Raw genomic sequence first — 18,506 nt, 5'->3', positions numbered from 1 at the left:
CGGCATATCCGGGGCGGCCGGAAAGCTTTGGCGCTTTACAAAAAACATGAAAACACGGAGGCTTTAAGATGATAGTTTTACTTATCCTGGCATTTATTGCCATAATTGCTTTTGAAGCGCCTGGCCTGGTGAAAAAGAAAATGTGGCGGGAACTGGCTGCTTTCAGCGTGCTGCTGCTCATAGGTATGGTCCTCAGCTTCGGGCAGGCATTGAAGCTGCCTGTGCCCAATCCCACCAAAGGAATAGATGCGGTTTTTAAGCCGGTCACCCAATTTATAGAGAGTATGCTGACCTGATTTTAAAATATCGAGTAGCTGTAAAATAACTGTGGGTGATCACCAGTAATCTCCAGGCGAAAAGACAAGGAGTTTTTCCACGGAGAAAAGAAGAAAACCTCCAATGCAAGTAAGCCAAACCGACAAAGGAGGTTTCTTCTAGTGAATACATCACCCCAAATCCAAGCAGCCCAAGACTATCTGAAAGAAAGTTCCTGGCTGCAAGAGAAAAGAGTGAGTACTTTACTTAACAGTGTACTTGCCGGAAAGACAAATTTCAATACTTTAGAAAAAGAACTATTTACCATTGCCAGAGACTACTTGATTCAGATGCTGACTGCATTTTTAGAACACCTTGATCGGCTCATACTTTACTCGGCCGAACGGGAGGGTTGGGAAGTAGTTGAAATAAGGGAGCGAAGCCTCGAAACCACCCTGGGGGTGCTCAGCTACCCAAGACGCTACTACAAAAAGCGCACTTTAAGCGGAGCTTACGCTTACACCTTTTTGCTGGACGAACTGCTGGGTATACCAGCAAGAGCGCATGTCTCTGCCCGGTTGAGCGAAATAGCCGTAATGCTTGCCGCCGAACAAACCTACAGGAAGGCAAAAGAAACCTTAAAGACCACTTTGGGGGTGAGCATCAGCCACGAGACCATCCATCGGGATGTCCAAGTAGCCGGTGAACACCTCAAGAAATGGGATGGGGAAACTGGCTTAGACGGTACCGGTATCCGTGTTGTCCCTTTATTGGTTGTCGAAGTAGACGGAGCGATGATCAAACAACAGCGCCGGCACAAAAGAAGTGAGCAGAGACGCTTTGAGTTAAAAACAGCGGTAGTTTATGAAGGGTGGGAAGAAGGTCCGAATGGCAGAGCAAAACTGATCAACCCCACTTACTTCATTTACCACGGAAAAGGAGAAGAATTTTGGGGCGCCTTAGAACGGCGTTTAAGCCGGCTCTACGATCTTGACGGCTGCCCAAGAAAAATTATTGCCGGGGACGGAGCCGACTGGATCCGGGAAGGAGCCGATCTTTTAGGGGCCGAATATCAATACTGCCGGTTCCACTTAAAAAGGGATCTTATTAGCCTGTTTAACCCCCAGCACAGAAAAAAACTCGAGAAAATCCTCTATACGAACGACACGAACAGCCGGGCCGCTTTCAATATGTTTTTAAGGACGTTGATCATTGAAGAACCAAACGAAACCAGAAAAGAAAAACTAAGAGCTTTCCAAAGCCTAATCAATAGCGTTTGGGAAGGGATTACCGACTGGCGGGAAAGAAACCGTCCCTGCCCTTCCCCGGCCCGGGGATTGGGAGTTATCGAACCCAATGTGGGGCATACCATTGCCCGTCGGTTTAAACATCAGGGGGCTTCCTGGTCGGTAAACGGATCTGACAATCTCGCCCATGTTCGTTGTGCAAAAAGAAACGGTAATCTTATAGATATTCTTCGCCTGCCAGGGCCGCCTACTCCAGAGAGTGAGCCGGTACGAGTTCAGGACGGCTATTGGGCCAGAAGACAAACAGATGGCCTGGCTGCAAAAGATCCTGGGGATTGGGTACGGGCATCCTTGCCGGCAGCTTATGGACCCAATCAGAAAAGCCGGGAACTGGCATTACTAATTAGCCGTCTCACTTTAGATTGGATTTTTTAGACATGTTTTTGGTGAATCCCTGAGGCTTTTTTTGGGCGGCGCCGTCAGGGTAGCCTTGACTGCCGGGGGCCACACGCATGGTATAATGGGAGAAACGACGGGTTCGCTATCTTTGTAGACATGTTCCCGGAGCCACCCCGTCGGCATGTTTTATCAGACCATGCGTGGGGGTGGCAGTCAAGGCCGCCGCCACCGTGTTTTAAATTTTTTGCAATCTATATCGTGTCAAATTTATAACCTGGTTGAGTTGCATTGGAAATTATCGGATACGACCCACTTTAACTTGACAGCATCAAATATCGACCATAGCTTGTCATTAAATACTTGAAATGATAAACTGTTATAGAAGTATGTGCTTATTCGAGCTCTTTTTTTTGATCCGGGGGTATTTTTATGGCTAGAAGCATAAAAAATACGGGAAGTGTCTGGGTCCTTGTCCTGCTGCTGCTGGTGGGTGGGTTGAGTGGCGGGGCCCTTGGCAATGCCCTGGCGCCGTCCCTCCCGTGGCTGAATTCGACCACACAGGTAGGTTTAAAGCCCTCTACCCTGGACCTGCAGTTTTTCAACCTGACCTTTGGGTTTACTTTTGCTCTCGGGCCGCTGACCGCCCTGGGGATGATCTTAGGCTACATTGTCTACCGCAAATTGTAAGATGGACGCTAAAATTGTGCTTGCTTCATCATCGCCCCGCCGTGCGGACCTTTTGAAGCAAGCCGGGCTGGAGTTCAACATCATGGTCAGTGAGGTTGATGAAACCCCCGCCCCCGGCTTGGCCCCGTACGAACTGGTCGAGCTGCTCGCTTTAAGAAAGGCGAACGCTGTTGCCGCCGGGTTGAACAACGGGATCGTCATCGGCGCCGACACTGTGGTTGTTCAGGACGGCCGGATCCTCGGCAAACCTTCCGGGCCGCAGGAAGCGGCTGCTATGTTAAGTCTCCTGCAGGGAAGCGGTCACGAGGTCTATACTGGAGTTGCCCTGGTGAACGCCGCCTCACGCGAAACGTTGGTAGGGCATGAGCTGACACGTGTATTTTTTAATTCCCTGACAGAAGAAGAAATCTCTCGTTACGTAGCCACCGGTGAACCTTTGGATAAAGCTGGAGCGTATGGTGTTCAGGGTTTGGCGGCTCTCTTTATCAACCGTCTGGAAGGATGCTATACCAACGTGGTTGGCCTGCCTCTGGCCAGGCTGGCAAAAATGCTGAAACAGATAGGCTATGAAGTTCTTTAATACCACCTAAAATTGTAGGTACCTTCGTATTGTTATGGGGAGCGGTTGCCTATGGTTTCCGTTACATACCGGCTTACCCTGAAAGAGCTTCCCGAGGATACCCGCCCCCGGGAGAGGCTGTTGAAGGAAGGGGTCGAGGTCCTGTCAGATATTGAGTTGCTGGCCATCCTTCTGGCGACTGGTTCCCGCGAAGCCACCGCTCTGGAACTGGCTTCCCTGGTTATATCCCGCTTTCACAGCCTCCGTTTGCTGGGGGACGCTACGGTAGAAGAGTTAAGTGGGGTTAAGGGAGTCGGTCTTGCCAAAGCCTGCACGATTAAGGCTTCTTTGGAACTGGCCAGGAGGCTGTCTCAGTTAACAGACCAGCCGCGCCCGGTGATTACCTCGCCGGATGACGCAGCCGGCCTGGTTATGGAGGAAATGCGCCGTCTTGACCGGGAGCATTTTAGAGCTCTGCTGCTCAACACCAGAAATCAGGTCATCGGTGTGGACAAAGTTTCAGTTGGTACACTTAACTGTTCCACCGTTCACCCCAGGGAGCTATTTCGCAACGCGATCAAGAGAAGCGCCGCATCTATCATTTTGGTGCACAATCACCCCAGCGGCGACCCTGCGCCCAGCCGGGAGGATTTGGCTATTACCGGCAGGCTGAGGGAGGCGGGAAAGATTGTGGGCATAGATGTCCTAGACCACATTATTATTGGAGATAATAGGTTTACCAGTTTCAAGGCCAAGGGGCTAATAGAGTAATATTTTACGAGAGGGGCCGGAACATGCGCGTCGGTCTGTTTTCAAAAGATATGGGGATGGATTTAGGTACCGCTAATTCCCTGGTGTATGTCAAGGGAAGAGGAATTGTAATCAGAGAGCCGTCGGTGGTAGCCATCCAAAAGGACAGCGGTCAGGTATTGGCCGTAGGTGAAGAGGCAAAACGGATGATTGGCCGTACCCCGGGCAACATCATTGCTATCAGACCGCTCAGGGATGGTGTCATTGCTGATTTTGATGTTACCCAGAGCATGATCAAGTATTTCATTAACAAATCACTGCGTAGCCGCACTTTCCTGGTCCGGCCGCGAGTGGTTGTAGGGGTTCCCTCCGGTGTAACCGCCGTAGAGGAAAGGGCGGTGCGCGAGGCGGCTTTACAGGCCGGCGCCAGGGAGGCTTACCTGATAGAGGAACCGATGGCTGCCGCCATAGGCTCGGGACTGCCCGTGCACGAGCCCACCGGCAACATGATTGTAGATATCGGCGGGGGTACTACAGAGGTAGCTGTTATTTCTCTTGGCGGCATCGTAACCAGTCGAAGCATACGCATTGCCAGCGATGAAATGGATGAAGCCATTATCAATCATGTCAAGAGAACCTACAACCTGATGATCGGTGAGCGCACGGCAGAACAGATAAAAATGCAAATCGGCACGGCTTACCCCATTCAAACCGTTGAAACAGAAGAAGTTAGGGGCCGTGACCTGGTTACCGGGCTGCCCAAAACAGTCTCAATAACTTCTGAGGAAATCTATAAGGCTCTCTCCGAGCCTGTGTCCAGTATCATCGAGTCGATCAAGGCAACTCTTGAGCAGACCCCCCCGGAACTGGCCGCCGACATTATGGATCGCGGCATCGTTATGGCCGGTGGCGGCTCGCTCTTAAGGGGACTGGATCACCTGGTCAGTGAGCAGACCGGCATGCCGGTACATCTGGCGGACGAACCTCTCCTGGCCGTGGCTTACGGGGCCGGGCGAGTCCTGGAAAACATCGACGTCCTGCGCAAAGTGTTGATCCAGCCTAAAAAGCTGGCGTAATCAGTCGTCGGTCGTCAGATGTCTGACGTCGGTATATTCCGTATTCCTTTAGGGTCAAAGATTAAGATAACTGCTGGTACTGCTCGTGGCCCGGGAGATAGTGCCCGGCATACTTAAGCAATACCCAATAAATGTGGGTACGAATTCATTCGCACAGAGATTTGCTTGTTTGTTACAAATCATTAAGTATTGTTGGGAGTGAGCAATGGGGTGGGTTGGGTTACTGCCAAGAGGCTGTTTTTCCTTGTCGTCCTGGTGGCGGTCACTCTGGCGGCCATACATGTTACCATCCCTGAGCCGGCCCGGCTCACACCTCTGGGTTCTAAATTCAGGGATGTTCTAGCGCCGGCACAGTCCGGCTTAACCTGGCTCAGCAGGCAGGCCCGTCAAGTTGTTTCCCTGCCTGTTTCTTTGTACGGGGCCGCCGAGCGCAGCCAAGCCCTGGAGCAGGAGGTAGAACGCCTGCAGAGCGAGATTATCCAGTTGAATGAATATAAGGCTGAAAACCAGAGGCTGACCGACCTGCTAAACTATAAGCAGGTGATGGTCCAACAGTACGACCTGCTGGTTGCTTCGGTAATTGCCAGAGACCCGGGTAACTGGTTTGCTACCGTAACGCTGAACCGGGGCAGCCGTGATGGCGTGCACGAAAACATGACTGTCCTGACCCCGCAGGGGTTGGTGGGCAGGGTTATAACGGTTACCAACGCAAATTGTGAGGTTTTACTAATAACTGACCCGCGCAGCGGAGTGGGTTCACTTATACAGGAAACCCGTACCCCCGGCATTGTTGAAGGGACAGTCGGCAGTTCCGGAACCGCCCGCATCATTCATATACCCAATGACGCGCAGGTTGAAGAGGGACAGGTTGTGGTGACATCCGGACTTGGCAGTATTTTCCCCAAAGGTATACCCATAGGTCAGATTGCCAGTGTCAGTATAGAGTCTGCAGGCCTGTTTAAAAGTGCGGATATTCGCCTCTTTGCCGGTATGAACCAGCTGGAAGAGGTGTTGATCGTTACCAAGGTATACCCCGAGGCCGGTACTCCTCCGGCGGGAGGAGGTTAGGAAATGCCGCTTCCTTTTTTGCTGATCTTGTTGCTGGCAACATTGCTCCTGCAGACTTCGGTGCTGGAAGTTGTGTCTGTGGCGGGGGTAAAACCCGACCTGGTCATGCTTATTGTAGTACTCAACGGCTTCCTCTTGGGTCCCAGGGAGGGGGCTTTTTTGGGTTATATCAGTGGCATAGTTGAGGACCTCTTTTTAGGGGAGTACATCGGTCTTAACGCTATATCCAAGATGGCCGCGGGTTACCTGGCCGGGGTGGCCGGAGAACGACTTTACAAAGAGAATATAATGGTTGCCACCGGTGTAACCTTTTTTTCTGCCGGCGCCGGCCTGCTGGTGAACTACCTTTTGCTTTTTTACCTGGACTTGCACGTGTCTCCATACTATGCTTTGTTGAGGTTGGCGCTGCCTACAGCGGTTTATACTTCACTTTTGGCTCCTTTCGTATTTGGTCGCATCTTTCGTTACTTACAGGTGCGCAGCAAAGATTTTTAACGGCGTTCGTGCGCATAGAGATACCACAAAAATGCAGGTACGAATTATCCGCCTCTTAAGTTTGATCTTCCTTCATGTTACTTGATATCACCTCTTATCTGGAAATGAGGGACATTATATGGAAAGAAAATTGATGGAGAGGAAAATGCAGGTCTTCCTGGTGGTTGTCTGCGCTATCTTTGCCCTGCTTACATCTAGATTGTTTTACATGCAGCTAATCCAAAACGATAAATTCTCAACCCTGGCCAGAGAAAACCGGATGAGACTGACCAACATAACAGCTCCCAGGGGAGAGGTGTTTGATCGCTATGGGGTGAAACTGGTGGGCAATGAACCTGTCTATACAGTTTCCCTGGTCAACCTTGCCGGTGAAAGCACCGGTGATGTCGTATCCAGGCTGGCCTCCATAATGGGTATAAACCCTACGGAAATTGAAGAAAAGATCGCGGATCAAAAGCAGCTCTATGAGCCGGTAAAGATTGCAACCAGGGTATCCCCGGAAATTGTAACCAGAATTGAGGAGCAGCGGCTGGAACTCCCCGGGGTCGTAATTGATATAGAGCCCCAGCGGCAATACCCCAGCGGCAGCATCCTGGCCCATGTGATGGGTTATGTGCGGCAGATCAACCCGGAACAGTTGGCGGCGCACCAGAGCGAAGGTTACAAGATGGGGGATCCCTTCGGCCAGTCCGGCCTGGAATATACCTATGAAAAGTACCTGCGCGGGCAGGACGGGGGCAGGCAGGTAGAGGTTGATTCAAAGGCCCGGCCGGTTAGGGACCTCGGGGTCAAGGAGCCGGTGCCGGGCAACAACCTGGTCCTCACCATCGACCAGCGGGTGCAAAAGGCAGCGGAAGAAGCCCTGGACAGGAGCTCCAAGCTGGCTGTCAGTCAGGGCTATGGCGAAGCGCGCGCCGGCGCGGCGGTGGCCCTGGATGTGAACAGCGGCGCAGTGCTGGCGATGGCCAGCTACCCAAGCTACGATCCGGTCAAATTATCCGGGGTGTTAACCCAAAAAGAATCCGATGAAATCTTCAACTCGCCCTGGAAGCCCATGCTAAACCGGGCGCTGCTGGCCTACGCGCCGGGTTCAACCTTTAAGATGGTGGTAGCCATGGCCGGCTTAGATACTGGAAAGACCACCCTTGAGTCAACCATCTCCGACCCCGGCTACTTTTTCTGGGGCAGGGCTTTTAATGACTGGAAACTGGATGGCCACGGCACTGTAAACCTGGTCAAGGCGATCAAGGTTTCCTGCGATACCTATTTTTATCAATTGGGCCTGAGGCTTGGCATCGATGACATTGCCCGTGTGGCCAGGGAATTCGGTCTGGGTGAAAAGACAGGGATCGAGCTGCCCGGCGAAGAAAGCGGTGTAGTGCCTGGTCCGGTCGCCAAGATCGAGCAAAGAATCCCCTATTTAAGCGCAGAAGATACAAAAAAGGTTAGAGAGATTCAACAGCGTTATGATGACTTGCTTGGCAAAACCACGGACGAAGCCCAGCGCAAGGAACTTATGAGCAAACGGTCGGCTGAATTGCAGGCAGTTTGGTGGGAACTGGACTGGCATGACTATGACACCATCATTTCCTCCATTGGGCAGGGCGACAACCGCTACACGCCGCTGGAACTGGCCAATTATATTGCAACCCTGGCCAACGGAGGCACCCGTTATAAGCCGTACCTGGTACAAAGGGTGGTCAGCCCGGACGGCAGGCTTATTCAGGAAAACAATCCGGTTGAGCTGGGACGTGTAAGCGTCTCACCGGAGGCTATGGCAGCGGTAAAGCAGGGTATGCTCGAGGTGACCTTGCCGCCTGACGGGACCGCGTATGGCTTCTTTAACGGTTTCCCCCCGGTTGCCGCTAAAACGGGTACCGCCGAGGTGCTCAATCACGACTCCCACGCCCTTTTTGTAGCCTTTGCCCCCTATGATAAACCGGAGATTGCCGTAGCGGTGGTGATCGAATACGCCGGTCACGGCGGGACCATTGGCGGGCCGGTGGCCGAGGCTATGCTGGCGGCCTACTTGGGATTGCCCATACCTGGACAAAAAACGATAAATAGTCCCGAATAATGAAATCTGACCCGTTTTATCCTCACTAATTATGGGAATTTGTCACAAAACGTTTTTCTTTCCTTAGAAGGATTTGGTTGCCTCCCGTAGAATAAACTGATAGTTGCTGTTTATGGAGGAGATAACTGTGGCCTATTTAAAGGGGAGCGCCCAGGGAGATATCCTTTCGGGTTTTGGTCAGGGCAGCCAGACCGATGATAATCTGGTTGACGAGAATACGATTTTGGTCCAGCGCACCCTGCGTTCCGGCCAGAGTGTCCGTTACAGCGGCAATGTGGTTATCCTTGGGGATGTCAATCCGGGTGCCGAAGTGGCGGCAACCGGCAATATAATCGTTATGGGCGCCCTGAGGGGTGTGGTGCATGCCGGGGCCAACGGCGACGAAACAGCAGTAGTGATGGCCTTCCGTCTGAACCCGACGCAATTGAGGATTGCCAATCACATTACCCGCCCGCCGGATAACGAAACAGTGGATATGGATTTGCCGGAGATAGCCCGGATCAAGGATGGGGTTGTCACCATTGAAGCTTTCCAGACCGGTGGAGAGCGTCAGGGGAAGGCTATCTAAAGTGTCCACGAGTCTTAAATTATCAGTCGTCTAAGGGAGCCATATTTTCTTTATTACGGCGTGTTACCACTTAATAGAGGGGGAGCTTTACGAATGGGTGAAGTAATCGTTATTACTTCCGGTAAGGGCGGAGTGGGCAAAACCACCACCACGGCCAATATCGGCACAGGCCTGGCAGCTTTGGGCTATAAGGTGGCGCTAGTCGATACCGATATCGGCCTGAGAAACCTGGATGTGGTCCTGGGTCTGGAGAATAGAATCGTATATGATATTGTGGACGTCACCAGCGGCAGCTGCCGCCTTAAGCAGGCCCTGATCAAAGACAAGCGCCTGGAAGGGCTGCACCTTTTGCCGGCGGCTCAAACCAAAGATAAGACCGCGGTTAGCCCTGACCAGATGCGTCAACTCTGCGAGGACTTAAAAAGCGATTTTGATTTTATCATCATCGACTGCCCGGCGGGTATAGAGCAGGGTTTTCGCAATGCCATAGCCGGAGCTGACAAGGCCGTGGTGGTGACCACCCCCGAGGTATCGGCGGTGCGGGATGCAGACCGTATTATCGGCCTTCTGGAAGCTGCGGATTTGCGCGAACCGAAGTTAATCATCAACCGCATCCGGCCTAAAATGGTCAGGCAAGGAGACATGATGGGCATTGAAGACATCATTGATATTCTTGCGGTGGACCTTTTGGGGGTCATTCCGGAAGACGAGATGATCGTCATAACCACCAACCGTGGCGAGCCTGTGGTTACTGACCAAAACACCCGGGCGGGACAGGCCTACCAGAATATAGTCCGCCGTGTTGCAGGCGATGAAGTGCCGATGATGAACCTCGATGAAGAAAGCGGCTTCTTTAAAAAATTGAAGAAAATAATCGGCCTGAAGTAGCAGGAAGGGGGCGCTTAAAGTGCTGGATTTACTGAAAAAGGTCTTTGGGAGGGATAGCGGAAGCAAGCACGTGGCCAAGGAGAGGCTGCGCCTGGTTCTGGTTCACGACCGGAGCAGCATATCACCCCAGTTGCTTGAGACTTTAAGGTCCGAGTTGATCCAGGTTATCTCCAACTACATGGACATCGATGAGAGCGGCCTGGAGGTCAGCCTGGACTCCAGCGGCAATACAGTGGCGCTGGTAGCCAATATTCCTGTGGTTGGCATGAAAAGAACTGGTACAGCTTATTAATTTTCCGGTAGTGAATTAATACCAGTCCGTTATCCATATAACGGGCTTTTTTTATGTAAAACAGTGTAATATAATATAGTAAGTATGTTTAAAAATATTAGAAAGTGTGTCAACTATGTTCACACAAAGCAGACTGCTAAAAAAAGTAGACTACACCCTGTTATTGACGGTCACCACGATCATCCTTTTCAGCCTGGTGATTATTTATAGCGCCACCAAACCTACCGAAGTCCTGCCGGTGGTTGAAGGTGTGAACAATAGCGCCGATGCCTTCGCATCTGTCAAAAAACAATTTATCAACATCGTCCTTGGTTTTGTGGCCATGGCGATGGCGCTGTATATCCATTACGAGGACCTGGCCAAGCACACCAAAGCCCTTTATATCCTTAACCTGATCATGCTGGGCGCGGTGCTTTTTGTTGGCGATTCGGCTCTGGGAGCGCAGCGCTGGATAGAAATTGGCCCTTTCCGCTTTCAACCTTCGGAATTTTCAAAGCTAATTATTATCATTTGTTTTGCTGCTTTTTTGAATTCGCGACAGGGCAGGTTAAACAGCTTCAAGGACCTTTTGCCCTGCTTTGCCTTTATCGGCGTACCCCTGCTGTTTATTTTGAAACAGCCGGATTTGGGTACTTCCCTGGTGTTTATGGCCATCATGTTTGGTATGCTTTTTGCGGCGGGAGCGCGGCCTTCACTGTTAATCGGTTTGCTCCTGGGGGGGTTGGCCCTGGCTACCCTGTGGATCTGGGCTCATTTTTGGTTGGAAGCCCACAGTGGTTTTAATCTCTGGATACCTTTAAAAGAATACCAGTTAAAACGCCTGATTATTTTTGTCAATCCCTGGCAGGACTGGCATGGAGACGGCTACCATATCATTCAGTCCCAAATTGCCATTGGCCAGGGCGGGTTGTTCGGGCGAGGCCTGTTTAACGGCAGCCAGACGCACGGGAACTTTCTACCGATCCAGGAAACAGACTTTATTTTTTCAGTGGTGGGGGAAGAACTGGGTTTTGCCGGGGCGATATTTCTCCTCTTTTTGTTCTTTGTGTTGATCTACAGGTGTATCTACATCGCCATCAACGCCAAGGATAATTTCGGATTCTTGTTGGCGGTCGGCGTGGTCTCCATGCTTACTTTCCACGTCCTGGTTAACGTGGGTATGACCGCCGGGATTATGCCGGTCACCGGTATACCATTACCGATGTTCAGCTACGGTGGAAGCAATATGATAACCAACCTGGCGGCTCTCGGTATTCTTCTCAATATCAACATGCGAAGGCAGAAGATTGTATTTTAACGGAAGCAGGGGGACGGTTCTTTGGAAGCAGGGGGACGGTTCTTTTGCTTCCTTTTCTCTGAAGATAGCCGTACAGCTGTTCAGCTCACAGTGCGAATTCCAAAAAAAGTGCAAATTTATTTGCACAAATGTAACATTAAGTTGCCGCAAGTGCGGCGCTGGCAGGACTGAAACCGTACTTGCATCGCCTGATGTTTTCATGATCGCGGCGCCGTGCTAACGGCGCCGGCAACTCCCTGAAACGATCGGTCTATCGCGACCAATCGATGGTGTTCATGCACTGCCGCTTCGTTGCGGTAGGTGTATAATAACATATTAATTTTTGTGCGCTATCTTCTGAGCCTTCGGGCTCTATTTTTATGAGAAGGACTGTCATATTTCCTATATAAGGAAATATACTTTATCAGACAAGCCTTCACGGGGGGATATACTTTGAAAGGTACAGGTATTAAGCCAAGCGGAGCATTCAAGCCGGAGGACCTTATGTCCACCTACCGGCCTCCTCACTGGAAGAAGCCAAAGCGTGTGATCTATAAAAGCCATGGCCTGTTCAGGATTTTTGCAGCGCTGCTAATCCTGGTAGTCTTCCTCGCTCTCAAAGAAACCGCCAACCCCTGGGGTGTTGAAGCCAGGGAAACCCTCAAGGGTGTCCTGACCACGGAATGGAATTACCAGCCTGTATTTGACAGGGTGGTCCAGTTTGGTCTGGAAATAGCCAGTACTGACTGGCCTTTGCTCAGCAACCCCCAGCCTGTTATTTCTAAAAACGGTCTGACCGCTGCGCCGGAAAGCCTGCAGGTTCCGGTCTCCGGCCAGGTGGTGCGTGGCTATGGTATGGTTACGGATCCCATTGACAACATGGAGCGTTTTCACTCGGGGATTGACATTGCCGCGCCGGTGGGCAGCCCGGTGAGAGCGGTACAGGACGGTACGGTACAGCGGCTGGGAGACAGCCCTGAATTAGGCAAGTATATCTTGATCGAACACGCACAGGGTTCTTTTTCCTTCTACGGTGAACTGGCGCGGTTGACGGTGGAGGAAGGACAGTCTGTCCAGGCCGGGCAGGTCATAGGTGAGGTGGGAACTGCCGGTGATATCCCCGGAGGGGGACTGCATTTTGAAATGAGGGAAAACAATAAGCTCATTGATCCGTTAACCAGGTTGCAGTTTTAGGTAAAGAGGAAGGGGATTTTTCTTTGAAAGTCGGCCGCATAAATGGCGTGAATATCAACCTCAACAATGGTTTTTTGGCCCTTCTGGGGCTGTTTTTTATAGCCGGGGTGCTGGGTAAGGGGCTGATTGCCTTTGCCGTGGTACTGCTCCATGAAATGGCCCATATAGCGGCGGCCCGTTGGTTTGGAGTCAATGTTTCCGATGTTGAACTATTGCCCTTCGGCGGTGTAAGCCGCATCGGCGGTGAGGTAGTGTTCGATCCTTCCAGAGAAGTATACGTGGCTGCTGTCGGCCCTGCCACCAACCTGCTGCTGTTTGGACTGGGCGCCGCACTGAAAAACAATGGGTTGTGGGACAACGACCTCGGCCCTTTCTTCCTTCAGTGCAACCTGATGGTGGCTGCCTTTAACCTGCTTCCGGCGCTTCCCCTTGACGGCGGGAGGGTTTACCGGGCTTACCTGGCCAGGCGCATAGGCTTTAAAAAGGCGACTTACCGGGCCGCAAGGTGGGGGCAGTTCTGGGGCGCGGCCATCGTGCTGGGTGGAACCGCGGGGCTGGCTGCGGGAATGTCCGGGCTCGATATAATGGTAACCGGCCTTTTCCTCCTTTATGCCGCTACAAATGAAAAGTCCCTGGCTTCATACCATTTTATCAGGCACCTGGCCCAGAAAAAAAAGGAACTGGCCTCGGCCGGCGTGTTGCCGGGCGAGCCGCTGGTTTCGTTTGATACAGTCCGATTGGGAGATATCATCCGGTTGTTCGTCCCCAAGCGCTTTCACCTGGTCCTTCTTGTGGATAAAGATTATCAGTATCGCGGTGTGGTCAGCGAGGCCCAGATTGTTGACGCCCTGCTTAAAGACGGCATAGATAGCCCTGTCGGCAGACTACTCAAATAGTAATTGTGGTTTTATTTACATAAAGTTGCTGAATGCCATTCATTGTACCGTGTTAAAAGCAGGTTAGATTTTGGTCGTAGGGCGTAGGGCGTAAGGCGTAAAAATTGTCGTGGGACGTGGGTATGATAATATTCTCCGGGTTTAAAAAACCCAATAGAAAAGCAGTATAATCTACGCCCTACGCCTTACGCCTTACGCCTTACGACTGTTAGGTTGCGGTTTGTTCTCAGGTAGCATGATAGCTGTCCCCTTACTTCTAACGCCAGACCTGCCTCTTATTTTGGATGCAGGTTTTTATTGACTGGTTGTAGAATAACCTGTACCGGAATATTCTTCCGGCTTTTTTTGGTTATACTATTGGTAGAGTATTGTTTGACCCGCTCGGAAAAGGAATGCCGGAGAGCTTAGGAGATATAGAGTATATGGATGTGCTTGATCAGATACTGCCCCTGGTAAAAAAACCCGCCCGTTACGCCGGGGGGGAATGGAATGCAGTCCACAAGGAGTGGAGCGATGTGGACTTAAGGGTGGCTTTTGCTTTTCCCGATGTCTACGAGGTGGGTATGTCCTACCTGGGGCTTCAAATTTTTTATGAGATTGTAAACCGGCGCGTGGATACCTTAATGGAAAGAGTCTTTGCGCCCTGGCCTGATATGGAAGAAAAAATGCGGGAGTACAATCTCCCCTTATTCAGCCTGGAATCCCGCCGGCCGGTGGGGGACTTCGATGTGGTGGCATTTACCCTGCAGTACGAGATGTCCTTTACCAATGTGCTTAATATGCTGGATCTGTCGGGTATTCCCCTGAAATCCACGGAGCGGGACGAAAAATGCCCTTTGGTGATAGCCGGGGGGCCTTGTGCCTTCAACCCGGAGCCAATGGCTGCTTTTATCGACCTCTTCGCCATAGGCGAGGGGGAGGAGTTAATCAGTGAATTGCTGGACAGTGTTCGAAAGGGAAAGCAAAGGGCTCTTCCACGCCGGGACTTTTTGCTTGAGGCGTCAAGGCTTCCGGGTGTGTATGCGCCGGGGTTGTACCGGGTCGAATACCGGACAGATGGAGCTGTGTCAAAGGTGAAACCGGTACAGGAAGGTGTGCCTGCCAGGGTTACCAAAAGAATAGTGCGGGATTTTGATCAGGCGCCTTTTCCCAGGCGGCCGCTGGTCCCTTCCACCGAGGTGGTGCATGACCGGATTATGCTGGAGGTGCTGCGGGGCTGCACCAGAGGATGCCGTTTTTGCCAGGCCGGCATGCTCAACCGTCCGGTGCGTGAAAAAAAGCCTTCGACCGTGTTGGAACAGGCCGCCGCACTGGTGGAGAGCACCGGGTACGACGAGATTTCTCTGACCTCTCTCAGCACCAGCGACTATACACCGGTCAGCAAGGTTATTAAATCCCTTCTTGATCAACACGCTCAACGTGGGGTGGGGGTATCGCTTCCTTCCCTGCGGGTGGATAACTTTTCGGTGGAACTGGCCAAGGAGGTGCAGCGGGTGCGGCGCTCCTCGCTGACCTTTGCTCCCGAGGCCGGTACCCAGCGGCTGCGGGACGTCATCAATAAAGGTGTTACCGAAGAAGACCTGCTTGAAACCACCGCCGCGGCTTTCAGGGAAGGCTGGCGCGCGATCAAACTATATTTTATGATCGGCCTGCCTACGGAAACAGACGAGGACTTGGACGGCATTGTCCGGCTGGCCAAAGAAGTGCTTGACCTTGGCCGCAAAGCGCGTGTACCGCGCAACAAGCTGAGGGTTACGGTAAGCGTTTCATCTTTCGTCCCCAAGGCGCACACGCCTTTCCAGTGGGAGCCCCAGGATACCCTTGCCGAGCTTAAAAGGAAACAGGATTATCTGGCCGTCCGCTTGAAGGAGCGCGGCCTTGTCTTCAACTACCATGACGCCGGGCTAAGCTTCATGGAGGCGGTTTTTGCCAGGGGGGATCGCCGGCTGGAAACAGTTTTAATCCATGCCCTGGAGTTGGGCTGCAAGTTTGACGGGTGGTCGGAGTATTTCAATTTGGAACGCTGGCTGGAAGCCTTCCGCTTGTCCGGCCTTGAGCCGGCCTGGTACGCAGGCCGCCGCTATGATTATGAAGGCCCTCTGCCCTGGGACCATATCAACAGCGGTGTTTCCAGGCGCTACCTGGCGGAAGAGCATCGCCGGGCCCTGTCGGGTGTGACCACTGTAGACTGCCGGACAGGAGACTGTCCAGGCTGCGGGCTGTGTCCAGATCTGGAGGCCAAACCCAGTTTGGCGGGGGGGGTATAAATATGCCTGTGTACCGTATGATGTATGCCAAGGAAGGGCCTGCCCGCTATATCTCCCACCTGGATTTGTTGAGGACTTTTGAGCGGGCGGCAAGGAGGGCCGGGTTGCCCATAGCCTTTACCAGCGGCTTCAACCCCCATCCCAAAATAGCCTTCGCGGCCCCTCTGGCGGTGGGAACGGCGGGGGAAGCAGAGTATGCGGACCTTGAGCTGGTCAGGGAGGTACCTGTGTCCTCCATCCAGAGAGACTTGTCCGGGACACTGCCGGAAGGCTTGCGCCTGGTTGAGGTGAGAAGGCTTGGGGAGCGGGCGCCCGCCCTGATGTCTATGGTTGAGCGTGCTACCTACCGGGGCGAGGCCAGGCTCAAAAGCGCGGTTAGCCAAGGTGCTTTGGACCGGGCTATAGAAGCCTTTCTTGGCCGGTCCGAGATACTGGTCCAGAGAAAAAACAAGGCGGGGGAAAATAGAGTTTACGATATCAGGCCAGGCATTTTTGCCATGTCGGGCAGGTTGGATAATGATATAATAATAATTGAAACCGAGTTAAAAACCGGAAGCCGTGATAATATTAGGTTTGAGGAGGTGGTGGAGGCTTTTTCAACAAGCAGCGAACTACCAATAGAGGGAAAATATGTGCTGTACAGGACCTGCCTTTTTAGCGCGGTAGACAAAGATAATAAAACGCTGTGGTAAGGTGCTGTACCTAATAAATAAAAATATAACCTATCGGGTGTTTTAGAAGTATCTTGACGTATTTATAGAGGAGAAAGGATTTTTATGTTTAGGGAAATTGTCGTTAATGTTGCCGAAGAGGAAACCAGGGTCGCCGTACTGGAAGATCGAGTCCCTGTTGAAGTATATATTGAAAGGGCGATTAACCAGCGCCTGGTAGGCAATATCTTTAAAGGCCGGGTGGAGAATGTGCTGCCCGGCATGCAGGCGGCCTTTGTTAATATAGGATTGGAAAAAAATGCCTTTTTATACGTTGAGGACGCCCTGCCCGCACGCACGCCGGAAACCAACGGGATGAGCGGTTCGGCTCTTGGGAGCGCCAACATATGTGATATTTTAAAGCAGGGGCAGGAAACTCTGGTACAGATCGTCAAGGAGCCAATCGGTACCAAGGGACCACGTGTGACTATCCATATTACCCTGCCCGGACGTTACCTGGTGCTGATGCCCACAGTGGATTACATCGGTATTTCACGCCGGATCGAGTCCGACAAGGAGCGTGAGCGGCTGAAGGATCTTGCCGCCAGGGTTAAGCCGGAAGGTATGGGCTTAATCGTCCGTACTGTGGCGGAAGGGGTGGAGGAGGAAGAACTGCGCCAGGACATTAACCTGCTGACCAAACTGTGGCGCAAAATTCTCAGCAGGGCTGCGTACGGACCCGTACCAAACCTGGTTCACCGCGACCTGGAATTGGTCCAGCGGATTCTTAGAGACATTTTTACCGAGGACGTCGATCGCCTTACCCTGGACTCCCGCTACGAGTATGAAAAAGTGCTGGACCTTTTGGACATCACGGGTCCCCGCCTGAAGCTGAAAGTTTTTCTTGACGAGCGGGAAAATATTTTTGAGGAATATGGTATTGAGCAGGAAATAGAGAAGGCGTTAAAGCGTAAGGTCTGGCTTAAAAGCGGTGGGTACCTGGTGATAGACCAGTCCGAGGCGCTGACCGCCATTGACGTCAACACCGGGAAGTATGTGGGTACCACCAACCTTGAAGACACGGTAGTGAAGACCAATCTGGAAGCCGCCCGTGAAATCAGCAGGCAGCTGCGCCTGCGCAACATTGGTGGCATTGTTATCGTTGACTTTATTGACATGACCGAGGAAAGTCACCAGCAGGAGGTGCTGCAGGCGCTTGAAGCAGAGATTAAACGTGATAAAACTAAAACCAATATTTTGGGCATTACCCAACTGGGGCTGGTGGAAATGACCCGTAAGAAGGTTCGTCCCAGCCTGTCGGAAGTTTTACAGAAGCACTGTCCTTATTGCGATGGCAGAGGAAGGGTGCTTTCCGAGGAGACCCTGGGGATCCACTACAAGAACCAAATTTACAATATGGCCCGCCAGACCACGGCCCAGACCATCCTGGTGGAGGCCAACCCCGTGGTTGCGGCGCGGCTGATTGGCAGCGGTGGAGCCAATTTGCGCGACCTGGAAAGCAAGACCGGCAAAAACCTCTATATCCGGGGTTCGACCAACCAGCATATTGAGTCGGTGGCTATCCGTCCGCTGCAGGACAACGAGGGCATCCAGGCGCACAACTTCCCGGTTAAGCCCGGTGAAGTACTGGAAGTCAAGGTGGAAGAACCTCATGTTTCCAATACCAACGACGGTATTGCCAGGGTTAACGGTTTTATCCTGGACATCGAGGGCGCCGGGACCCTGGTTGGTGAGACCATACCTGTTGAAGTCAGCAAGGTCTACCGGACCTATGCTAAGGCGCGCCCGGTCAAAATCTGATTGAATTCTTGACAAAACCTCCCGGTGTGTTAAAATATTAA

18 protein-coding genes are annotated in these 18,506 nt (G+C 52.1%); all 18 read left to right on the top strand.

Annotated elements, in window-relative coordinates; genetic code table 11:
* Nucleotides 1-68 precede the first annotated feature (68 nt).
* Nucleotides 69-296: a hypothetical protein gene (locus Psch_RS04310; RefSeq protein WP_190239249.1), complete on the top strand. Its 228-nt coding sequence runs from the start codon at nucleotides 69-71 to the stop codon at nucleotides 294-296.
* A 141-nt stretch (nucleotides 297-437) separates the two neighbouring features.
* Nucleotides 438-1,937, top strand: coding sequence for an ISLre2 family transposase (locus Psch_RS04305; RefSeq protein ID WP_190238768.1), 1,500 nt, complete (start codon nucleotides 438-440; stop codon nucleotides 1,935-1,937).
* Nucleotides 1,938-2,330: 393 nt separating this feature from the next.
* Complete coding sequence (locus Psch_RS04300; protein ID WP_134217719.1) at nucleotides 2,331-2,588, top strand: DUF4321 domain-containing protein; 258 nt, start codon at nucleotides 2,331-2,333, stop codon at nucleotides 2,586-2,588.
* Nucleotide 2,589: 1 nt separating this feature from the next.
* Entirely contained in the window at nucleotides 2,590-3,168 is a 579-nt protein-coding gene (locus Psch_RS04295; protein ID WP_190239248.1) for a Maf family protein, read from the top strand.
* Nucleotides 3,169-3,219: 51 nt separating this feature from the next.
* A complete protein-coding gene (gene radC / locus Psch_RS04290) occupies nucleotides 3,220-3,918 on the top strand; it encodes a RadC family protein (protein WP_190239247.1) in 699 nt (232 codons plus the stop codon).
* Between the two features lie 23 nt (nucleotides 3,919-3,941).
* Nucleotides 3,942-4,973, top strand: a complete 1,032-nt coding sequence (locus Psch_RS04285; RefSeq protein WP_134217716.1) for a rod shape-determining protein — start codon at nucleotides 3,942-3,944, stop codon at nucleotides 4,971-4,973.
* Nucleotides 4,974-5,183: 210 nt separating this feature from the next.
* Nucleotides 5,184-6,041, top strand: a complete 858-nt coding sequence (mreC, locus tag Psch_RS04280; RefSeq protein ID WP_190239246.1) for a rod shape-determining protein MreC — start codon at nucleotides 5,184-5,186, stop codon at nucleotides 6,039-6,041.
* Between the two features lie 3 nt (nucleotides 6,042-6,044).
* Nucleotides 6,045-6,536, top strand: coding sequence for a rod shape-determining protein MreD (mreD, locus tag Psch_RS04275; protein ID WP_190239245.1), 492 nt, complete (start codon nucleotides 6,045-6,047; stop codon nucleotides 6,534-6,536).
* Nucleotides 6,537-6,654: 118 nt separating this feature from the next.
* Complete coding sequence (gene mrdA, locus Psch_RS04270; RefSeq protein WP_190239244.1) at nucleotides 6,655-8,613, top strand: penicillin-binding protein 2; 1,959 nt, start codon at nucleotides 6,655-6,657, stop codon at nucleotides 8,611-8,613.
* Between the two features lie 160 nt (nucleotides 8,614-8,773).
* Nucleotides 8,774-9,181 (top strand): septum site-determining protein MinC, encoded by a 408-nt coding sequence (gene minC / locus Psch_RS04265; protein ID WP_243124031.1) that lies wholly within the window; start codon nucleotides 8,774-8,776, stop codon nucleotides 9,179-9,181.
* A 93-nt stretch (nucleotides 9,182-9,274) separates the two neighbouring features.
* A complete protein-coding gene (minD, locus tag Psch_RS04260) occupies nucleotides 9,275-10,069 on the top strand; it encodes a septum site-determining protein MinD (protein WP_134217711.1) in 795 nt (264 codons plus the stop codon).
* 19 nt (nucleotides 10,070-10,088) lie between these two features.
* A complete protein-coding gene (minE, locus tag Psch_RS04255; protein WP_190239242.1) occupies nucleotides 10,089-10,361 on the top strand; it encodes a cell division topological specificity factor MinE in 273 nt (90 codons plus the stop codon).
* Between the two features lie 115 nt (nucleotides 10,362-10,476).
* The gene (rodA, locus tag Psch_RS04250) at nucleotides 10,477-11,658 is read left to right on the top strand and encodes a rod shape-determining protein RodA (RefSeq protein ID WP_190239241.1); all 1,182 of its coding nucleotides are present in this window, start codon (nucleotides 10,477-10,479) and stop codon (nucleotides 11,656-11,658) included.
* A gap of 432 nt (nucleotides 11,659-12,090) precedes the next feature.
* Nucleotides 12,091-12,831, top strand: coding sequence for a M23 family metallopeptidase (locus tag Psch_RS04245; protein WP_190239240.1), 741 nt, complete (start codon nucleotides 12,091-12,093; stop codon nucleotides 12,829-12,831).
* A 23-nt stretch (nucleotides 12,832-12,854) separates the two neighbouring features.
* Nucleotides 12,855-13,727, top strand: coding sequence for a M50 family metallopeptidase (locus Psch_RS04240; RefSeq protein ID WP_190239239.1), 873 nt, complete (start codon nucleotides 12,855-12,857; stop codon nucleotides 13,725-13,727).
* Between the two features lie 422 nt (nucleotides 13,728-14,149).
* Entirely contained in the window at nucleotides 14,150-15,994 is a 1,845-nt protein-coding gene (locus tag Psch_RS04235) for a TIGR03960 family B12-binding radical SAM protein (RefSeq protein WP_190239238.1), read from the top strand.
* A gap of 2 nt (nucleotides 15,995-15,996) precedes the next feature.
* Nucleotides 15,997-16,686: a TIGR03936 family radical SAM-associated protein gene (locus tag Psch_RS04230; protein ID WP_190239237.1), complete on the top strand. Its 690-nt coding sequence runs from the start codon at nucleotides 15,997-15,999 to the stop codon at nucleotides 16,684-16,686.
* 84 nt (nucleotides 16,687-16,770) lie between these two features.
* Nucleotides 16,771-18,465, top strand: a complete 1,695-nt coding sequence (locus tag Psch_RS04225) for an Rne/Rng family ribonuclease (RefSeq protein WP_190239236.1) — start codon at nucleotides 16,771-16,773, stop codon at nucleotides 18,463-18,465.
* The last annotated feature ends 41 nt before the right edge of the window (nucleotides 18,466-18,506 follow it).

Origin of the sequence: Pelotomaculum schinkii (genome assembly GCF_004369205.1) — a bacterium.
Lineage (GTDB): Bacteria > Bacillota > Desulfotomaculia > Desulfotomaculales > Pelotomaculaceae > Pelotomaculum_C > Pelotomaculum_C schinkii.
The sequence above is the reverse complement of the archived record's forward strand: the minus strand, read 5'-3'. Positions and strand labels throughout refer to the sequence as shown.